Annotated in this window: 14 protein-coding genes and 1 pseudogene; 3 read left to right on the top strand and 12 right to left on the bottom strand. The window is 62.5% G+C overall.

Translation table 11 applies throughout. From position 1 onward, the window contains the following. The first annotated feature begins 37 nt into the window (after positions 1–37). The gene (locus VLU25_03645; GenBank protein ID HSR67012.1) at positions 38–1,276 is read left to right on the top strand and encodes a folylpolyglutamate synthase/dihydrofolate synthase family protein; all 1,239 of its coding nucleotides are present in this window, start codon (positions 38–40) and stop codon (positions 1,274–1,276) included. 15 nt (positions 1,277–1,291) lie between these two features. Here VLU25_03645 and VLU25_03640 read toward each other — a convergent pair whose 3' ends face one another. The 7 genes from VLU25_03640 to hslV all read right to left on the bottom strand — a co-directional run bounded on the left by VLU25_03640 (position 1,292) and on the right by hslV (position 8,066). Continuing rightward, entirely contained in the window at positions 1,292–1,804 is a 513-nt protein-coding gene (locus tag VLU25_03640) for a biotin/lipoyl-containing protein (protein ID HSR67011.1), read from the bottom strand. A gap of 9 nt (positions 1,805–1,813) precedes the next feature. After that, the gene (accC, locus tag VLU25_03635) at positions 1,814–3,334 is read right to left on the bottom strand and encodes an acetyl-CoA carboxylase biotin carboxylase subunit (protein ID HSR67010.1); all 1,521 of its coding nucleotides are present in this window, start codon (positions 3,332–3,334) and stop codon (positions 1,814–1,816) included. Between the two features lie 9 nt (positions 3,335–3,343). After that, complete coding sequence (locus VLU25_03630) at positions 3,344–4,894, bottom strand: acyl-CoA carboxylase subunit beta (GenBank protein HSR67009.1); 1,551 nt, start codon at positions 4,892–4,894, stop codon at positions 3,344–3,346. Between the two features lie 6 nt (positions 4,895–4,900). Further along, positions 4,901–5,554 carry a fructose-6-phosphate aldolase gene (gene fsa / locus VLU25_03625; GenBank protein HSR67008.1) on the bottom strand — a complete coding sequence of 218 codons (654 nt, stop codon included), beginning with the start codon at positions 5,552–5,554 and terminating at the stop codon, positions 4,901–4,903. A gap of 18 nt (positions 5,555–5,572) precedes the next feature. Next, positions 5,573–5,983, bottom strand: coding sequence for a hypothetical protein (locus VLU25_03620; protein ID HSR67007.1), 411 nt, complete (start codon positions 5,981–5,983; stop codon positions 5,573–5,575). A 66-nt stretch (positions 5,984–6,049) separates the two neighbouring features. After that, complete coding sequence (hslU, locus tag VLU25_03615) at positions 6,050–7,519, bottom strand: ATP-dependent protease ATPase subunit HslU (protein HSR67006.1); 1,470 nt, start codon at positions 7,517–7,519, stop codon at positions 6,050–6,052. Positions 7,520–7,532: 13 nt separating this feature from the next. Continuing rightward, positions 7,533–8,066: an ATP-dependent protease subunit HslV gene (hslV, locus tag VLU25_03610; protein HSR67005.1), complete on the bottom strand. Its 534-nt coding sequence runs from the start codon at positions 8,064–8,066 to the stop codon at positions 7,533–7,535. Positions 8,067–8,092: 26 nt separating this feature from the next. On the opposite strand from hslV, the gene VLU25_03605 reads away from it, so the two are divergent. Then, complete coding sequence (locus VLU25_03605; GenBank protein ID HSR67004.1) at positions 8,093–9,289, top strand: threonine synthase; 1,197 nt, start codon at positions 8,093–8,095, stop codon at positions 9,287–9,289. A gap of 234 nt (positions 9,290–9,523) precedes the next feature. Here the strand turns inward: VLU25_03605 and VLU25_03600 are convergent, their stop codons facing one another. Then, a complete protein-coding gene (locus VLU25_03600; GenBank protein ID HSR67003.1) occupies positions 9,524–9,763 on the bottom strand; it encodes a hypothetical protein in 240 nt (79 codons plus the stop codon). A gap of 149 nt (positions 9,764–9,912) precedes the next feature. Here VLU25_03600 and ligA point away from each other — a divergent pair, with 149 nt between their 5' ends. After that, entirely contained in the window at positions 9,913–11,931 is a 2,019-nt protein-coding gene (gene ligA, locus VLU25_03595) for an NAD-dependent DNA ligase LigA (protein HSR67002.1), read from the top strand. A 110-nt stretch (positions 11,932–12,041) separates the two neighbouring features. Here the strand turns inward: ligA and feoB are convergent. The 4 genes and pseudogenes from feoB to VLU25_03575 all read right to left on the bottom strand — a co-directional run bounded on the left by feoB (position 12,042) and on the right by VLU25_03575 (position 17,574). Continuing rightward, a pseudogene (gene feoB, locus VLU25_03590) lies at positions 12,042–14,276 on the bottom strand (ferrous iron transport protein B). A gap of 55 nt (positions 14,277–14,331) precedes the next feature. After that, positions 14,332–15,384: a metal-dependent transcriptional regulator gene (locus VLU25_03585; protein HSR67001.1), complete on the bottom strand. Its 1,053-nt coding sequence runs from the start codon at positions 15,382–15,384 to the stop codon at positions 14,332–14,334. A 106-nt stretch (positions 15,385–15,490) separates the two neighbouring features. Further along, positions 15,491–16,777 carry a phosphoribosylamine--glycine ligase gene (gene purD, locus VLU25_03580; GenBank protein HSR67000.1) on the bottom strand — a complete coding sequence of 429 codons (1,287 nt, stop codon included), beginning with the start codon at positions 16,775–16,777 and terminating at the stop codon, positions 15,491–15,493. Positions 16,778–17,241: 464 nt separating this feature from the next. Then, a complete protein-coding gene (locus VLU25_03575) occupies positions 17,242–17,574 on the bottom strand; it encodes a zinc ribbon domain-containing protein (GenBank protein HSR66999.1) in 333 nt (110 codons plus the stop codon). Positions 17,575–17,651 lie beyond the last annotated feature (77 nt).

Here is a 17,651-nt window from a genome sequence, read left to right as displayed (position 1 = left end):
CCGCCCCGACGGGCGCAGCCTCCAACCCAAGAGAATCGTGAACTACCGCCAATCCCTCGATTACCTGAGCCGCCTGGGCAACGAATTCCATGGCATGGAGTTCGGACTGGGATCGATCCGCTCGGTGATGGAGATCATGGGCAATCCTCACCGCCGCTATCCCAGCCTGCTGATCGCCGGCACCAACGGCAAGGGATCGGTGGCACACTTCCTGGACGCCATTCTGGTGGCGTCGGGAGTGCGCAGCGCTCTCTACACCTCGCCCCAGGTGATCGACCTGGAGGAGCGCTTTTCGCTGGGGGGACGCCGCATCAGCGGCGAGCAACTGGCCCGCAGCATGAGCGCCGTGGCCCAAGCGGTGGAAAAGGGGGCGGGACCCTTGACCCACTTCGAAACCCTGACCGCCCTGGCCTTCGATTTCTTCGCCCGCGGGCAGGCCCGCATCGCCGTCCTCGAAGTGGGGCTGGGCGGACGTCTGGACGCCACCAACATCGTCGACCCCCTGCTCAGCATCATCACCCCCATCGGCTACGACCACCAACGCTGGCTGGGCGAGACCCTCTCTCAGATCGCCGCCGAAAAAGCCGGGATCATGCGTCCGGGACAGCCGGTGCTGCTGGCTCCCCAGCAACCTGAAGCCGAGCAAACTCTGCTGGCAAAGGCCGGCCGATCAGGTTGTCCCGTTTCCCAGCTCGATCCGGGACTTTTCCGTGAAGTCAGCCAGCAGGAGGGATTTTACGCTTTCGACTACCGGGGCTTGAAGCTGAGTCCGGGTCTGCGCGGCGCTCACCAGATGGAAAACGCCGCCCTGGCCGCCGAAGCGGCGCTGCACTTGGCCGCCCAGGGCTATCCGGTGGAAGCCCGTCACATCGAGGAAGGCATCTCCTCGGTGCGCTTGCCGGGACGTATCCAAAAGGTGGGAGAGCGTCCGCCGGTTTATGTCGACGGGGCCCACAATCCCGAAGCTGCCCGTTCCCTGGCGGCCTTCATCGCCCGCCATACCAGCGAGCCCCGCACCCTGCTCTTCAGCATGTTCGCCGACAAGGACATCCACTCGGTGGCCGACATTTTCCGTCCCCTCTTTCAGCGGACCCTGCTCACCACCCTGCCCTCGCCCCGAGGAGCCCGCCTCGACGCCCTCCACAGCGCCTTTCCCACGGCCCTGCCCGTCACCGACCTGGGCCCGGCTCTCCAGGCCGCTTCCGAGCAAGCCTCCACGGTCGTGGTGGCCGGTTCCTTCGCCCTGGCCGGCCTGGCCCTCTCCCACTTGCGCTGAGGCAAGAGGTGCTGCTCATTCGATTTCGTAGAGGAGGGCCCCGCCTTCGACGCTTTGGCCTTCTTCTACCTTGCAGGTCTTGACCACGCCGTCTTTGGGGCTCTTCAGTTCGTTCTGCATCTTCATGGCTTCGATGATGACCAGCCCGTCGCCGGTTTTGACCGAATCGCCCTGTTTTTTGAGCACCTTGACGACCTTGCCGGGCATCTGGCTCTTGAGGATGCCGGCGCCCCGCCCACCCAGGGCCGCGCTTTGCCGGGCCAGGCGGCGGCGCAAGTCGAAGACCTGCACGCTGTAGCTGCGGCCGCGCCAGTCGATGACGACGTCCTGGCCGCGCCGCTGCACCAGCACGTCCTCGATGCGGCTGCCGATCTGCAAGGTCCAGCGCCCGCCGCTTCGCGAAATCAGGCGCACCCTGCGCTCTTTTCCCTCTTGGCCCAAAGTGATGGAGAAGAGGGAATCTTCCTCTTCCGATCGAATCTCGATATCGAGGGGGTCCTGTCCTTGCAGTTGTGCTTGAGCTTTCATGTTCGACGTCTACCAGCGGTTGTTGAAACGGCCGTAATCTCTCCAGGCTCGTGAAGGGGCGGAAGAAGGCGACGCGCCGATCTTGGCGGAGCGGTCGGCGCTGTGCAGGTAGAACTCGATGGCGGCCGCCAGCAAGGGGAGGTCCTGCTCTTCCTGCTCTTCCTTGAGCTCCTCCATCAAGCCGTGGCGGTCGATGAAGTCGGTGCTCAGGTCGCCCTTCAAGAAGTCGGGATGCCGCAGCAGCACCTCGAAGAAGGGCAGATTGGTGCGCAGCCCCCCGATTCGATATTCCTGCAAGGCCCGCACCATGCGCCGGATGGCCTGCTGGCGGTCGGCTCCGTAAGCCACCAGCTTGGAAATCATGGGATCGTACTGGATGGGGATCTCGAAGCCCTCGTAGACTCCGCTGTCGTTGCGGATGCCTGGACCGGCCGGCTCATAGAGGGTGGCGATCTTTCCGGGAGAGGGAAAGAAGTTGTTGAAGGGATCCTCGGCATAGACCCGGCACTCGATGGCGGCGCCCCGCATCTGGATCTCCTGCTGGCTGAAGCGCAACCTCTCTCCCGCTGCCACCCTGATCTGCTCGCTGACCAGGTCGATGCCCGTCACCATCTCGGTGACCGGATGCTCGACTTGCAGGCGGGTATTCATCTCCAGGAAGTAAAAAGGCCTGTGTCCCTTTTCGTCGGGCTCGTCCACCAGCATCTCGACGGTTCCGGCGCTGTAGTAATCGACGGCCTGGGCGGCCCTGAGGGCGGTTTCACCCAGGCGGCGCCGGAAGTCCTCGTCGACGATGGGCGAAGGGCACTCTTCGACCACCTTCTGGTGGCGCCTCTGAATGGAACACTCCCTCTCGCCCAGGTGAATGCGGTTGCCGTGGGTGTCTCCCAAGACCTGGACCTCGATGTGGCGGGGATGGCGCAGGAATCTCTCCAGAAAAACCGTCGGATCGCTGAAGGACGCTTCGGCTTCGCTGCGGGCCTGATCGTAAGCGGAGCGCAATTGGCTGTCGTCCCCGCATACCCGCATGCCCTTGCCTCCGCCTCCTGCCGAGGCCTTGAGCATGACGGGATAACCGATGCCGCGGGCGGTGTCGAGGGCCTGCTCCAAGGTCTGCAGCGCGCCCTCGGTTCCGGGGACCACGGGAACGCCCGCCTCGATCATGGTCTTGCGGCTGGCGATCTTGTCGCCCATTACGCGAATGGAGTGGGCCGAGGGTCCGATGAAGACCACGCCGGCCTGGTCGCAGGCCTTGCGGAAGCGCTCGTTCTCGGAGAGGAATCCGTAGCCCGGATGAATGGCCTCCGCCTCCGATTCCCGCGCCGCCTCGAGAATCTTCTCCTTGACCAGATAGCTTTGAGAGGAGGGGCTGGGGCCGATGTGGAAGGCATGATCGGCCATCTTGACGTGCAGCGCCGAGCGGTCGGCATCGGAAAAGACCGCTACCGTCTCGATCCCCGCATCACGGCAGGCGCGGATGATGCGGACGGCGATCTCTCCTCGGTTGGCGATGAGAATGCGCTTGAACATGAGACTGCCTCAAAGGGGGATGTTGCCGTGCTTCTTGGGCGGATTGTTGTCGCGCTTGGAGGATGCCATCTCCAGGGCCTGAATCAGCTTGGGCCGCGTCTGGGCCGGTTCGATCACTTCATCGATGTAGCCTCTCTCGGCGGCCACGTAAGGGTTGGCGAACTTTTCCCGGTAGTCGTCGGCCAGTTGCTTGGCTTTGGCCTTGGGGTCGTCAGCCTCCTGCACCGTCTTGCGGAAGAGGATGCCCACGGCCCCTTCAGGCCCCATGACGGCGATTTCGGCGGTCGGGAAAGCGTAGTTGATATCGGCCCGCACGTGCTTTGAAGCCATCACGCAGTAGGCTCCGCCATAGGCTTTGCGGGTGATGACGGTCAGCTTGGGAACCGTGGCCTCGGCGAAGGCGTAAAGCAGCTTGGCCCCGTGTTTGATGATGCCTCCGTGCTCCTGGGCGACTCCGGGAAGAAACCCCGGAACGTCTTCGAAGGTGATCAGCGGTATGTTGAAAGCATCGCAGAAACGCACGAAGCGGGCCCCCTTGAGGGAGGAGGCGATGTCCAAGGTCCCGGCCAGCACCGCCGGCTGGTTGGCCACGATGCCCACGGGGCGGCCGCCCAGACGCCCGAATCCCACCACGAGATTGGCGGCGTAACCCGCCTGCACCTCGAAGAAGTAGCCGTCGTCCAGCACACCCCCGATCAGGTCTTTGATGTCGTAGGGCTTGTTGGGATCGTCGGGGATGAGCTTGTTGAGAGCCAGGTCGCCGCGATCGGGCGGGTCTTCGCTCTCTCGGAAGGGCGGATCCTCCATGTTGTTGGAGGGCAGGAAGGAATACAGCTCCCGGATCATGGCCAGGCATTCGCGGTCGTCGGCAGTGGCGAAGTGGGCCACACCGCTGGTTTCGGAATGGGTCGAGGCCCCTCCCAATTCGCTCTTGGTGACCTCTTCATGGGTGACCGTCTTGATCACGTCGGGCCCGGTGATGAACATATAGGAGCGCTTGCGCACCATGAAAATGAAGTCGGTGATGGCGGGAGAATAGACCGCGCCTCCGGCGCAGGGGCCCATGATAGCCGAGATTTGGGGCACCACTCCGCTGGCCAGGGTATTGCGCAAGAAAATGTCGGCATAGCCGGCCAGGCTGACGACGCCTTCTTGAATGCGCGCTCCTCCGCTGTCGTTGAGTCCGATCACCGGCGCGCCCATCTTCATGGCCAGGTCCATGATCTTGCAGATCTTGGCAGCGTAGGTCTCGGACAGGCTGCCTCCGAAGACGGTGAAATCCTGAGCGAAAACGTAAACCAGCCGGCCCTCGATCTTTCCGTAGCCGGTGATGACCCCGTCGCCCGGAATCTTGCGCTTGTCGGTGCCGAAGTCGGAGCAGCGGTGGACCACGAACTTGTCGAGCTCCTCGAAGCTGCCTTCATCGAGCAGAAAGTCGATGCGTTCGCGAGCGGTCAGCTTGCCCCCGGCATGCTGTTTCTCGATGCGCTCCTTACCGCCTCCCAATTCGGCTTCCTGATGGCGTCTACGCAGTTCCGCAAGCTTCTCTTCTCGGCTCATGAGCGACTAGTGTACCGGCTGGTTGGATTTGCGGTGGTCGGCCAGGAACTTCTCCTGTCCGATATCGGTCAGGGGGTGCTTGAGCAGTTGTTCCAGGATCTTGTAGGGGATGGTGGCGATGTCGGCTCCCAGGCGAGCCGCTTCCACCACGTGCCGCGTGTGGCGCACCGAGGCTACCAGCACTTCGGTCTCGAAGGCGTAGTTGTCGTAGATGGTGAGGATCTCGGCCACCGTCTGCATTCCGTCGCCGGATATGTCGTCGATGCGTCCCACGAAAGGACTCACGTAGGCGGCTCCGTTCTTGGCGGCCAGCAGGGCCTGGGAGGGCGAGAAGATGAGGGTGACGTTGACGGGAATGCCTTCCTGGGCCAGCACGCGCAGGGCCTTGACGCCTTCTCTGATCATGGGGACCTTGACCACCACGTTGGGATCGATGCGGGAAAGCTTGCGGCCTTCCTCGATCATGCCTTGAGCGTCGGTTGAGACGCATTCCAGGCTGATGGGTCCTTCCACCAGGTCGCAGATCTCTTCGGCTGCTTCTTCCAGGCTTGCGCCCTCCTTGGCCAGCAGGGAGGGATTGGTGGTCACGCCGTCCACCAGTCCCAGCGAAGCGCCTTCGCGGATTTCGTCGATGTTGGCAGTGTCGAGAAAAATCTTCATAACGGCTCCTTGGCGGCTTCAGGGCGTCCGCACGGTGTTGCTGAATGCGCTTCGGGCTCCCGAGGGATCCACGAAGCGGATACGATAATGACAAGGCTGAGCCCGGCTCCTCTCGGTCACGAAGGTGCGCAGTTGCGGGTCCTGGCGCGAAGGCACCAGGCGGGCTACCGGAACCGCGGCGGACAACCTGAAGTCATCCTCTGCGGGACCGTCCTGTCCGCAGGCCAGCCACACCTCCAAGGCCGAGACTTCGGCTCGGGGGAGCGGAAAAGTCAAGAGGACGCGCCTGGCGTCGGCTTCGATGCGCAAGTCCTGGACGGCCGGCAAAACCCGGGCCGGCGGGAGAGGATCCCCCACCTTGGCGCAGGCTGCCCACAACAGAAGCGCTACAAGCGGACCGCCCGGCCGCATCCACTTTGTCATTTCCATCTTGCGCGGCCTCGTCCGCATCGCCTGTAGCTTAGCAGTTTCCTTCCCTCAGCCAAACTCCCAGCCTTAAAGGATATAGCGCGAGAGGTCTTCGTCCCGAACGATTTCAGCCAACTGCTTGCGCACGTAGCGAGCGTCGATGGTCATTCTCTTGCGCGTCATCTCGGGGGCTTCGAAGGAGATTTCCTCCATCAGGGCCTCCATGATGGTGTAGAGGCGGCGGGCCCCGATGTCTTCGCTGTTTTGGTTGACCTGGTGGGCATAGCGGGCCACGGCCCGCACGGCGTCGTCGCTGAACCTCATGTCCAGACCCTCGGTCGCCATCATGGCCACGTACTGGGTGACCAGGGCGTTGCGGGGCTCGGTGAGGATGCGCACGAAATCTCCTTCGCCCAGGGAGTCCAATTCGACCCGGATGGGGAAGCGCCCCTGCAGTTCGGGGATCAGGTCGGAAGGCTTGGAGACATGAAAGGCTCCGGCGGCGATGAAGAGTATGTGGTCGGTGCGCACCATTCCGTAACGCGTGCTGACGGTAGTGCCTTCCACGATGGGCAAGATGTCGCGCTGCACGCCCTCCCGGCTCACCTCGGGTCCGTGGCCGCTCTCTCGTCCGGCCACCTTGTCGATCTCGTCCAGGAAGACGATGCCCGATTCTTCGGCCTGCTCCATGGCTTCGCGAGTGACCTGCTCCATGTCGATGAGCTTGTTTTCCTCTTCCACGATCAGGTAGTCGTAGGCCTCATCGACGGTCATCTTGCGGATGTGGCCGCGACCGCCGAAAAAACCGGGCAGCATGTCCCGCATGCTGGGGTCCATCTCTTCCCAGCCCTGCCCGGTAAAGATCTCCAGAGGCGGATAAACCCGGTCGAACGCCTCGATCTCGACCATGCGCTGGTCGAGCTTCCCCTCGCGGAGCCGCTTGCGAAGCTTTTCCCGCGTCCTCTCGAAGCGCTGCAATTCCTCTTTCTCGCGGACTTTGGCGATCTCGGCGGCCGCAGCAGAGTCTTCGGATGTCTCCTGGCCCTTGCGCCTGCCTCGCTTATTTGACCGGCCCTCTGTTTCCCTGCGCTTCTTCATGGGCGGCAGCAGCAGGTCGAGCAGCCGCTCCTCGGCGTTGGCTTCGGCCTTGTCTTCGATCTGTCGGGCCTTTTCGGAGCGCACTTTGTCGACGGCGATGTCGACCAGGTCGCGGATGATGGCCTCGACATCGCGTCCGACGTAGCCCACTTCGGTGAACTTGCTGGCCTCGATCTTGATGAAAGGCGAGTTGGCCAGACGGGCCAGGCGGCGGGCGATCTCGGTTTTGCCCACGCCCGTGGAGCCGATCATGATGATGTTGCGGGGCGCCACCTCCTCGGCCAACTCAGGGCTCAGCTTCTGGCGCCGGATGCGGTTGCGCAAGGCGACCGCCACGGCCCTTTTGGCCTTTCGTTGCCCCACCACGTGCTTGTCCAGTTCAGCCACGATTTCGCGCGGCGTCATATCGTTCAAATCGCGGACGGGCTCGATCTCGGGAGCCGTTATTTTGGTGGACATGGGTTTGACGTCCTCAGAGGACTTCGACGGTAATGTTGGAGTTGCTGAAAACGCAGATTTCAGCAGCGATGCTCAGGGCTTCGCGGGCGATGGTTTCGGCCTTCTTGCGGGTATGACGCATCAGGGCTCGGGCCGCCGCTGTTGCGTATGGTCCCCCCGATCCGATGGCCAACACGCCGTCGTCCGGCTCCACCACGTCGCCGTCGCCTGAGAGCAAGAAAGAATGCTTGCGGTCGGCAACCAGCATGAGCGCCTCCAACTGGCGCAGGACCTTGTCGGTGCGCCACTCCTTGGCCAGTTCCACCGAGGCTCTCTGCAAGTTGCCGTTGAACTCGTCCAACTTGGTCTCGAATCGTGTCAGGAGGGAGAAGGCGTCCGCGGTCGCCCCCGCGAACCCGGTCAAAACGGTGCCGTTGCGCAGACGGCGGATTTTGACCGCCGAGCGCTTGAGGACGGTGTCGCCGAAGCTGACCTGGCCGTCCCCGGCCATGGCCACCTGATCACCCCGCCTGACGACCACCACCGTGGTGGATCGTATTCCTAGCATCGTCAGAGTATAGTATAGAGCCGCCTATGTCGTACGTAAGCTGCCTGCAATGCTCGCGCTGCCAGGAGGAGTTCTCCCACCGGGAACTTCACAATCTCTGTCGCCGGTGCTCCTCCCCCCTGTTGGTGCGCTATCGACTGGACGAGGCCGCCCATGATGTCAGCAAGACGTCGCTGCTCGACCGTCCGCCCGACATGTGGCGTTACCTCGAAGTCCTGCCTGTCGACCATGACGAAGACATCGTCTCCTTGGGTGAAGGCATGACCCCCCTGCTGCCGCTGCGCCGCTTGGGCGCCGAGCTAGGGCTGAACAAGCTTTTCATGAAGGACGAAGGGGTCAATCCCACCGGATCGTTCAAGGCCCGCGGACTCTCCGCCGCCGTCACCATGGCTCGCAAGCTGGGGGCCGGAAAGCTGTGCATCCCGACGGCCGGAAACGCGGGCGGAGCTCTGGCGGCCTACGCGGCCCGGGCCGGCATCCCGGCCTTCATCTTCATGCCCGCCGACACGCCTTCCGCCAATGTGGTGGAGGCCCGAATGACCGGCGCACATGTGGAACACGTTGAGGGCGTCATCACCGATGCCGGAGCCGTCATCGCCCGGCGCAAGGACGAGGAAGGCTGGTTCGACGTTTCCACCCTCAAAGAGCCCTACCGCATCGAGGGCAAAAAGACCATGGGATACGAGTTGGCCGAGCAGTTCAATTGGAAGCTTCCCGACGTCATCTTCTATCCCACCGGCGGAGGCACCGGTCTGATCGGGATGTGGAAGGCTTTCGAGGAGATGGAACGCATGGGTTGGATCGATTCCCGTCGCCCCCGCATGGTGAGCGTTCAGGCCGAGGGCTGCGCCCCTATTGTCAAGGCCTTCCACGAGGGCGCTGAAGAGGCGCCGGCATGGCCCAACCCTCACACCATTTCCTCCGGACTGCGGGTGCCCAAGGCCATCGGAGACTTTCTGATGCTGCGGGCGCTGCGGGAAAGCAACGGCAACGCAGTGGCCGTTTCCGATGAAGACACCTACCGGGCGGTGCGGGAAGTGGGCCGTCTGGAGGGGGTTTTCCTGTGTCCCGAAGGAGCCGCCTGTTTCGTGGCTCTGCAACGGCTGGTGGAGCAGGAGTGGATGGGCACCGACGAGACGGTTGTGGTCTTCAATACCGGCAGCGGAACGAAATACGTCGACACTTTTATGCAATTCGAGAAGGAACATCGCCCCGCCGGTTGAGGACAAAAGTAACTTTTGTGAAATGACGGCATCTTTAGAAAAGACAGGCAGAAGCTGGACGGCAGCTAAGACTCTCTCCTCCTTAAGAGTCCATAACGGACCCTGAAGAGCCGTCCAGCTTCTTTTTTTGTCTCAGGCTGAGACAAAAAACCCTCCATAGCTTCAGCGAAGGAGGGTCGCTGCACCTCTTTCTCTCTGCCAACACGAAAAACGGGTGAAACAAGCCCCAGGCGCTCAAGCCGACTTCTTGCCGGGCGGCGGGGGCGCGGGGATCATGCGGGCGCTCACGATACGCCGGTAATTGTCAAAACAGCGAGGACACTTGAAGAGGTGATCGATGGTATCGATCACGTCCAGATCGGGGAGCTGTTTATGAGCCAGCGCACGCAGCTTCATCAAGGGCACATGCCTCACTGCCCGCCGAGGCGGGTAGGTAATCGTGAAGAGCATCTTGCTGACAACCGGCAAGCTCATCGCCGAAGCATCATAGCAGAGACTCCCCTTGAAAGTCCAAGGGCCGGAGCCTTTTCCGGGCCGGGGCGGAGCTCCTCTGCTTCATCTTTTCATTACCCGCCGGCAAGGCTCTTTGCCGCCGCGTCCCCGCTGGATGCTAAGATGCCCCGGTGGGCGACAAAAAGCACAGCGACGCGCAGGCCAAAAGAGAAATCGACGACCTTCGTTACAAGATCGAACGCCACAACTACCGCTATTACGTCCTCAACGATCCCGAGATCTCGGACCTGGAGTTCGATAAGCTGTTTCGCCGTTTGCAGGAGCTTGAAGAGCAGTATCCTCAGTTCGACTCTCCCCAGTCGCCGACCAAGCGCGTGGGAGGCGAACCCCAGGAAGGCTTCAGCAAGGTCGAACATCGGGTGCCCATGCTGTCCTTGGGCAACGCTTTCGACGCCCGCGAACTGGAGGACTTCCATCGCCGCGTGTGCAAGGGACTGGAGCGCGACGACGTCGAATACGTGAGCGAGTTGAAGATCGACGGGGTGGCGGTCTCTCTCAGCTATGAGCAGGGCCGGCTGGCCTACGGGGCCACGCGGGGAAACGGCCAGGTGGGCGAAGACATCACCGCCAACCTGCGCACCATCAAGACCATTCCCCTGCGCCTCAGGGAGGAGGATCTGGCGGCGCCCTCGCTGGTGGAAGTTCGGGGCGAAGTGTACTTGCCGCTTTCAGCTTTCGAAGAGATCAACCGCAGGCGGGCCGAAGAGGAACAGAACCTCTTCGCCAATCCCCGCAACATGGCGGCTGGTTCGCTGCGTCAACTCGATCCCAGGATTACGGCTTCGCGGCCCTTGGCCTTCTTCCCCTACTCGGTGGGCTACAGTCAGGGCATCGAGTTCGAGACCCAGTGGGAAGTTCTCAGCGACTTCGGAAAGTGGGGATTCAACGTCAATCCCAACATCGCCCTGCAGACAGGCATCGAGGAGGTGGTCGATTACTACCGGCGGTGGCTGGAGAAACGCAATTCGCTCGACTACGAAATCGACGGCATCGTCGTCAAGGTCAACCGCCTGGACTTCCAGGACCAGCTCGGCAAGGTCTCGCGCGAGCCCCGCTGGGCCATCGCCGGCAAGTTCCCGGGACAGGAGGCCACCACCAAGCTGCTCAAGATCGAGATCAACGTGGGACGCACCGGCACCCTCAACCCCTATGCGCTGCTTGAACCTGTTCAGGTGGGCGGCGTAACCATCCGCCAAGCCACCCTGCATAACGAAGAGGACATCCGCCGCAAAGACATCAGGGAAGGCGACACCGTCATCATCAAGCGGGCGGGAGACGTCATCCCCCAGGTGGTCAAGCCGGTTGAAGGCAAACGCAGCGGCCAGGAAAAAGAGTTTTCCTATCCCACTCATTGTCCGGCCTGCGGGTCTGAGGTGGTGCGCGAAGGCCCCATGGCCTATTGCACCAACCGGCAGTGTCCGGCCCAACGGCTGGAATCGCTTAAGCACTTCGTCAGCCGGGGAGCCATGGACATCCGCGGCCTGGGCGGGAAGACTATCGAGAAGTTTGTTCAGGAAGGCCTGGTCAAGTCCCCTGCCGATCTCTACCGGCTGAAGGACAAAGATGAGCAGATCCTGGCTCTGGAGGGCTTTAAGGACAAGTCGGTGGAGAACCTCCTGCAGAGCCTGGAGCAGAGCAAGCAGCGCCCTTTCTTTCGCGTCCTCTTTGCCTTGGGAATACGGCATGTGGGGGAGACCGTGGCCGAGCAACTGGCCCAGTCCTTCGGAGACCTGGACAGTTTGATGGGGGCCTCCCAGGAAGAGATCGAAGAGGTGGAGGGCATCGGCCCCGAGATCGCCAAGAGCGTCCACAGCTACTTTCAGGTGGAGGAGAACCGCCAACTGGTCGAAGAGCTGCGCCGCGCCGGACTGAGCATGGAGGCCGAAAAGCTGCAGCGGGGCAACGCGCTGGAAGGCATGAAGTTCGTTCTCACAGGGACCCTCCCCACCTTGACCCGCAAAGAAGCCGGCGACCTCATCAAAAAGCACGGAGGCAAGGTCACCTCTTCAGTGTCTTCCAAGACCGACTACCTGCTGGCGGGGGCAGACCCCGGCTCCAAGTACGATAAAGCCCGCCAACTCGAGATCGCCATCCTCTCCGAAGATGACCTGCGCGCCCTGCTGGACTAGGGCCGCCAGGCGGCCAGCAAGTTCACACACGCGTCAAGTTTCAGCGACCGCGGTGAAGGCCTAATTGCTCTCGGCGGTATGAGGCTGCTCGCAATCACCAGCCGTCAGGCTCAGCCAACGAGCAGTCGCCAGACCTGGGCTACCAGGAAGGTGACCACCAGCCCCATGGCCACCGGCAGCAGGGAAGCTATGGCCGTCCATTTGGCGCTGCCGGTTTCTTTGTAGATGGTGTAGATGGTGGTACTGCAAGGGTTGTGGATAAGGCTGAAGAGCATCAGGTTGATGGCCGTCAGCAGCGTCCAGCCTCCGCTTTCGAGGATGGCCCTGGTGTCGGCCGGGTCGCCCTCGAACATCACTCCCGCCCCCTCTCCGTAGCTGCTCAGGTCGCCCGTGGAGAGCACCGTCAGCATGAGCAAGGTGGGTATCACGATTTCATTGGCGGGGATGGCCACTACGTAGGCCAGCAGGATGACGCCGTTGAGCCCCAGCAGCATGCCCATGGGAGAAAGATATTCGATGAGGTGAGCGGCCACGCTCTGGGAACCGATGTTGATGTTGGAGGTCAGCCAGATGGCGGCTCCGGCGGGCAAGGCGAAGACGATGGCCCTCCAGAGGACGAAGATGGTGCGGTCGATGAGGGAGGTGTAGATGGTCTGCAAGATGCGTGGCGGACGGTAGGGCGGCAGTTCCAGATTGAAGGTCGACACCTCGCCCTTGAGCACGGTGCGCGAGAGGCCCCAGGAGACGGCGAAGCTGAGGAAGATTCCCAGCAGAGCGACGGCCACCACCGCCAGCGCCGAAACCAGTCCGGCGTAGACGGCCGGCACCAGCGATCCGATGAAGAGGGTGGCGATGAGGATCTGGGTGGGCCAGCGTCCGTTGCAGAGGGAAAAATTGTTGGTGATGATGGCGATCAGGCGTTCCCGCGGACTGTCGATGATGCGGGTGGAAATGACCCCGGCAGCGTTGCAGCCGAATCCCATGGCCGTGCTCAGAGCCTGTTTTCCGTGGGCTCCCGCCTTGCGGTAGAAGTTATCGAGGTTGAAGGCCACCCGCGGCAGGTAGCCCAAGTCCTCCAGCAGGGTAAAGAGAGGAAAGAAGATGGCCATGGGAGGCAGCATCACGGCGATCACCCAGGCGGTTCCCAGGTACATTCCGTCGATCAGCAGTCCGTCCAGAAACCAGGGCAGTCCGACGGCCTGGGAGAGGCTCTTGAGCCAGGCGTGGCCATTGTCCACCAGCAGTGTGGCCAGCATGCCGGAGGGCACGTTGGCGCCTGCGATGGTCAGCCAGAAGACCACCACCAGCATCAGCAGCATGAGCGGAAATCCCCAAATGCGGCTGGTGACCAGATCGTCTACGGTGCGCTCCCAATCGAAGCGGGGCTTTTCATGAGGCGCCGTCACGGCCCGGTCGGCGATGTTGGCGGCATCGGTGTAGATGGCCTCCATCAGGTTGTCCTGAAACTGAGCTCCCACTTTCCAACGCAAGCTCTCAGCGCGCTTGAGAAGCTGGGCAGCCTTTGGGTTGCTCATTGTGCCGCCTCCAAACGCAGGCCTGTTCCGCCGGCCGGTTGGGGAGCCTCCTGCTGGCTGGCCACCAGGCTTTCCAGTTCGCCGTTTTCTACCGCTTCAATGATGCGCTCGTCGCCGTCCAGCAGGCGCAGGGCGATCCAACGGGAGTTGGGGATGCCCGGAAACTGCTCCTCGATCTGCTGCGACAGTTCGGCGATGGCCTGGCGCAGTTCGCCCGCTCCGCTCTCGATGCGGTGGGGCTTGCAGATCACTTCCCCGGTGGCGACTTGGGAGATGGCCTGCAGCAACTCCGGCAGCCCTTCCTTGTAGCGGGCCGCCGTAGGTACCACGGGCACGCCCAGGTCGCGGGCCAGGCGGCGCTCGTCGATCTCGAGCTTGAGGCGGCGGGCCTCGTCCATCAGGTTCAAGCAGACGACGGCGCGGTTGGTGATCTCCAGCACCTGCAACACCAGATTGAGGTTGCGCTCCAGGCGGGTGGCGTCGACCACGATGACGGTGACGTCGGGTTGCCCGAAGAGGATGAAGTCGCGGGCGATCTCTTCATCGTAGCTGGTGGAGAGCAGCGAATAGGTGCCCGGCAGATCGACCATCTTATAGCGGTGGCCGCCGCTTTCAAAGCCGCCCTCGGCGCGGGTCACCGTCTTTCCGGGCCAGTTCCCGGTGTGCTGGCGCAGTCCGGTCAAGGCATTGAACACGGTGCTCTTTCCGGTGTTGGGATTGCCGGCCAAGGCCACAACGAAGTCCCAGTCCTCCATGTCGACGCCCAGCCTGCGCAGATTGCTCAGGTTGTGGGCGGGACAGGCCGCGCAGGCCGAAGAGGCGCTCTTGTCGACGGGCCGGAGGCGCTCGGGGGTCTGCTTATCGTTCATGACGCCTCCTTCTGGGCCTGCGGCTCTTCGACTTGCCCCACATGAATGTAGCCGGCTTGGTGGCGGCGCAGCGCAATGGTCGCTCCGCGTACCCGGTAGGCCGTGGGGTCGCCGGAGGGGCTGCGGCGCTCGACTTCAATCAGGGTGCCGGGCAGAATGCCCAAGTCCATGAAACGGCGCCTCTCCAACCCGCGGCAAGAGGGCGATACGCTGACCACGCGGGCCCGTTGGCCCGGTTGGAGTTCGCTCAGCCGTCCGCTGGCCTCTTCCGGCTGGGCCGACTCGTCCTGAGGCGCCGCCACCACCGAGATGTTCTCGGCCAGAATGGGAGCCAATACGTGCTCTTCGCCGTCGGCGCGAAAACGGATGCGCCGGTCGTCGCGGTCCAGCAACCGCACGGTCATGCCCGGATGAAGCCCTTCGGCCACCAGTTGGGCATAGACGGTGGCCGGCTCGTCCTCGAGGTGGACGATGCGCACCGGCCGCTCGCTCTCGATTGCCGTCAGCGGACGTCCGCCATGCGACACCATGGGACCTTCGGCGCTGGGAATGGGATCGCCGTGGGGGTCGTGAGTAGGGTTGCCCAATTGCCTGAAGAGGCGGTCGGTCTGCTGGCGTGAAAGGCGATGCTCTTCGACCTCGGCCCTCTGATGCCACTCGGCCTCTTGATAGCCCGTCCTGTCCGCCAAATAGCGCTCCCAAAGACGGTGAGTGCGGATGACGTGAAGGGCGATCTGGCGTCCTCGGCGGGTCAGGCCGTAGTCGCCTCCCTGCACGGCCAAAAGGCCCTGCTCCTTCATTTCGCTCAAGACCTCTCCGGCCTCGTCGAGAGAAATCTGGGCCGCTCCCGCCACGCTCTCCAGGGTGGCCTTGAGACCTTGATTCTCGTACTTTTGGATGTGCTTGAGGACGTCCTCGATGCGGATGCGGCGACGCGCCTCCTGCGAGTCGCGCAGGCGGAAGTAGAGCCCTTTGCCGGGCCAGAACAGAAAAGCGGCCAATAGCGCCAGCGAAGCCGCAGTAAACAGTGCCGTCAGTGGATCGGTCATGATGCGCAACACCCCAAGGCGAGACAGGACACAAAGGTAATTGTAGCATCGCGGCGGGGCAGTTGTCGAGCTTCCTAATTAGATTTTTAGCCTAGACTAAAAACGCTCATTGGTGGCGGGACAGTCCCTTGGCGCCGATATCGCGACGGCAGTACATGTTCTCGAAGCGGATCTTGTTGACGCCTTCGTAGGCCCGCAGGATAGCCGATTCCAGGTCATGGCCCAGAGCCGTGACTCCCAACACGCGTCCGCCGCTGCTGACGACGTCTCCGTCCTGGTTGCGTCTTGTGCCGGCGTGGAAGACCAGGGTATGGCGACTCTCGGCGGCCATATCCAGTCCGCTGATCTTCATTCCCTTGGGGTAGCTTCCGGGATATCCCTTGGCGGCCAGCACCACGCATACGCAGGCTTTCCGGTCCCATTCCAGCGTGAGGCCCGAGAGGTCACCCTGGGCAACGGCCTGGTAGATTTCCAGCAGGTCGCTCTTGAGGCGGGGCAGCACGGCCTGGGTCTCAGGGTCGCCGAAGCGTACGTTGAACTCAAGCACCTTGGGTCCCGTGGGCGTCAGCATCAGTCCGGCGTAGAGGACTCCCTGGAAGGTGCGTCCCTCCATGGCCATGCCCAACACAGCGGGTTTCATAACGGTTTCCATAACCCGCTCTTTCAGTTCATCGCCGAGAATGCCGTCCTCGGAGTAAGCTCCCATGCCGCCGGTGTTGGGACCCTTGTCATGATCATAGGCGGCTTTATGGTCCTGCGAAGGCACCATGGGCAGCAGATGGCGGCCGTCGGTAAAGACCATGAAAGAGGCCTCCTCCCCGGCCAGGAACTCTTCGATGACGACCTGGTCGCCGGCGGCCCCGAAAGCCCTTTGGCGCATGATGAACTCTACGGCCTCCAAGGCTTCGTCCCGGCCGGCACAAATAATGACGCCCTTGCCGGCGGCGAGTCCGCTGGCCTTGACCACCAGGGGAAACCCGAATTCCCCCGAGCGGACGGCTTGAGCGGCCGCTTCGGCCTCTTGGAAGAGCCGATAGCGGGCGGTCGGAATTCCGTGGCGTTGCATGAAGTCCTTGGCGAAGGCTTTGCTGCCTTCCAACTCGGCGGCCGCCGCGCCGGGGCCGGCAACATCCAGGCCGGCGTCGCGGAAGCGGTCGGCGATGCCCTCGACCAGCGGGGCCTCGGGCCCGACCACGGTGAGGTCGATGCGCTGCTGCTCGGCAAACTCCAGCAGGCCTTCCAAGTCGTCGGCCTGGAGGGAGACGTTCTCAGCCACGCCCGCCGTCCCGGGATTACCTGGCGCGCAGTAGAGCTTGCTCAAGCGCGGACTCTGCGACAGCTTCCAAGCCAGCGTATGTTCGCGTCCTCCCGATCCCACCACCAATACCTTCACGAGTCACCACCTCTTTCTGCCGCGGGCCAGTGCAGTGCGTCAGAAGTTTTGAGCCACCCTGTCGCGTTATCCCACGCTTTCAGCGTTCGGACCTTTGCCGTCTGAAACCCAGGGTGGCGCCGCCGTCTCGCTAGCGCTCGCCGCGGCTGACCCTGGGCTGGCGAATCGCTCGCCTTCAGCGAGCCCGGACTTGACTTCTAACACAGTCCCTTGGGCTGGCGAATCGCTCGCCTTCAGCGAGCCCGGACTTGACTTCTAACACAGTCGCTGGGCTGGCGTTTCTGTCCCTGTCAGGGACTAGAACGGAGGGTCATGCTGCATCCTAACTTCATTCGGATCAACCTCGGTACCCGGGGTTGCGCCCTGGGCTGGCGAATTGCACCCTTGCGCGGGATCCTTCGAACTTCGCATGTCGCACCTCGAACGTGGCGAGACTCTGGATCAAAGCTTTTTCACGCGCTGCGTTAGGAAGAGGACTTCTTGCTTTCCTTGGAAGCTTTGCCCTCGCCCTTGCTTTCCGTCTTGCTCTCGGTTTTGCCCTCGCTTTTTGACTTGGTGTCCTTTCCCTTCGAGTCTTTGTCCTTGGAGTCTTTATCTTCCTTCTTGGGCTCCTTGCCCTTGCTGGAGTAGTCGGTGATATACCAGCCCTCTCCCTTGAACCGAATCGCCGGGGCTGACAGCAACTTGGTCATGGTCCCTCCGCATTGGGGGCACTCCTGAGGGGGCGGGTCAGAGACTCTTTGAATGACTTCCAGCGTCTGATGACAATCCTTGCACTGAAATTCGTACAAAGGCATCGATATTCCTCCTATGACGACATCAGGCCGAGGCCCTGAAACCGTCCAATCTAAGCCGCTGCCGCTCCAATGTCAAT

Source organism: Acidobacteriota bacterium (assembly GCA_035471785.1).
Classification (GTDB): Bacteria; Acidobacteriota; UBA6911; order RPQK01; family DATIPO01; genus JANQFM01.
The sequence above is the reverse complement of the archived record's forward strand: the minus strand, read 5'-3'. Positions and strand labels throughout refer to the sequence as shown.

What these genes read in the sequence shown, in the direction of transcription:
- VLU25_03640 (HSR67011.1), bottom strand. Translation starts at nt 1,804, where the DNA reads ATGAAAGCTCAAGCACAACTGCAAGGACAGGACCCCCTCGATATCGAG.
- accC (HSR67010.1), bottom strand. Translation starts at nt 3,334, where the DNA reads ATGTTCAAGCGCATTCTCATCGCCAACCGAGGAGAGATCGCCGTCCGC.
- VLU25_03630 (HSR67009.1), bottom strand. Translation starts at nt 4,894, where the DNA reads ATGAGCCGAGAAGAGAAGCTTGCGGAACTGCGTAGACGCCATCAGGAA.
- fsa (HSR67008.1), bottom strand. Translation starts at nt 5,554, where the DNA reads ATGAAGATTTTTCTCGACACTGCCAACATCGACGAAATCCGCGAAGGC.
- VLU25_03620 (HSR67007.1), bottom strand. Translation starts at nt 5,983, where the DNA reads ATGGAAATGACAAAGTGGATGCGGCCGGGCGGTCCGCTTGTAGCGCTT.
- hslU (HSR67006.1), bottom strand. Translation starts at nt 7,519, where the DNA reads ATGTCCACCAAAATAACGGCTCCCGAGATCGAGCCCGTCCGCGATTTG.
- hslV (HSR67005.1), bottom strand. Translation starts at nt 8,066, where the DNA reads ATGCTAGGAATACGATCCACCACGGTGGTGGTCGTCAGGCGGGGTGAT.
- VLU25_03605 (HSR67004.1), top strand. Translation starts at nt 8,093, where the DNA reads ATGTCGTACGTAAGCTGCCTGCAATGCTCGCGCTGCCAGGAGGAGTTC.
- VLU25_03600 (HSR67003.1), bottom strand. Translation starts at nt 9,763, where the DNA reads ATGAGCTTGCCGGTTGTCAGCAAGATGCTCTTCACGATTACCTACCCG.
- VLU25_03585 (HSR67001.1), bottom strand. Translation starts at nt 15,384, where the DNA reads ATGACCGATCCACTGACGGCACTGTTTACTGCGGCTTCGCTGGCGCTA.
- VLU25_03575 (HSR66999.1), bottom strand. Translation starts at nt 17,574, where the DNA reads ATGCCTTTGTACGAATTTCAGTGCAAGGATTGTCATCAGACGCTGGAA.